We start from the raw sequence: 413 nt of genomic DNA, 5'->3' as shown, positions 1-413 counted from the left end.
TCTATAAAGATGGCATCCTCATCTATCAGATTGTTTTCAGTTAGCTGAGCTCTGAAATTAGTATACAAATTTTTCAGTAGGTCATCCATCACCGGATGAACTCTAAAGCGATTGATGGTTCTATAGGCTTCTGTTCCTGAGACAACCACATCATTCTAATGCTGTCATTAAGAGAGTCTTCAATCCGTCTGCCTGAGAAAACAGACTGAATCGTCTACACTTAGTTGGACAATTTCTATGTGAATAGATATTGTTAATCTAAGAAAGTAGGCGATTTATTTATGTTACGTGAAAGAAGAAGTTTCAGTCCAGAATTCAAATTACAGATGGTCAAACTTTATGAGAATGGTAAACCTAGAAATGAAATTGTACGTGAGTATGACCTGACGCCTTCGGCATTAGGGAAATGGATC

1 protein-coding gene and 1 pseudogene are annotated in these 413 nt (G+C 37.0%); one reads left to right on the top strand and one right to left on the bottom strand.

Annotated features, from left to right (window positions below):
* Positions 1-208, bottom strand: a pseudogene (locus ERX27_RS11555) (transposase); the annotation flags it as partial.
* 73 nt (positions 209-281) lie between these two features.
* Between ERX27_RS11555 and ERX27_RS11220 the strand changes: the two are divergent.
* Positions 282-413 (top strand): transposase (locus tag ERX27_RS11220; RefSeq protein WP_165983082.1); only part of this gene is annotated, 132 nt, incomplete at its 3' end.

Source organism: Macrococcus brunensis, from assembly GCF_004359615.1.
Lineage (GTDB): Bacteria > Bacillota > Bacilli > Staphylococcales > Staphylococcaceae > Macrococcus > Macrococcus brunensis.
This window is presented reverse-complemented; position numbering and strand designations above follow the sequence as displayed.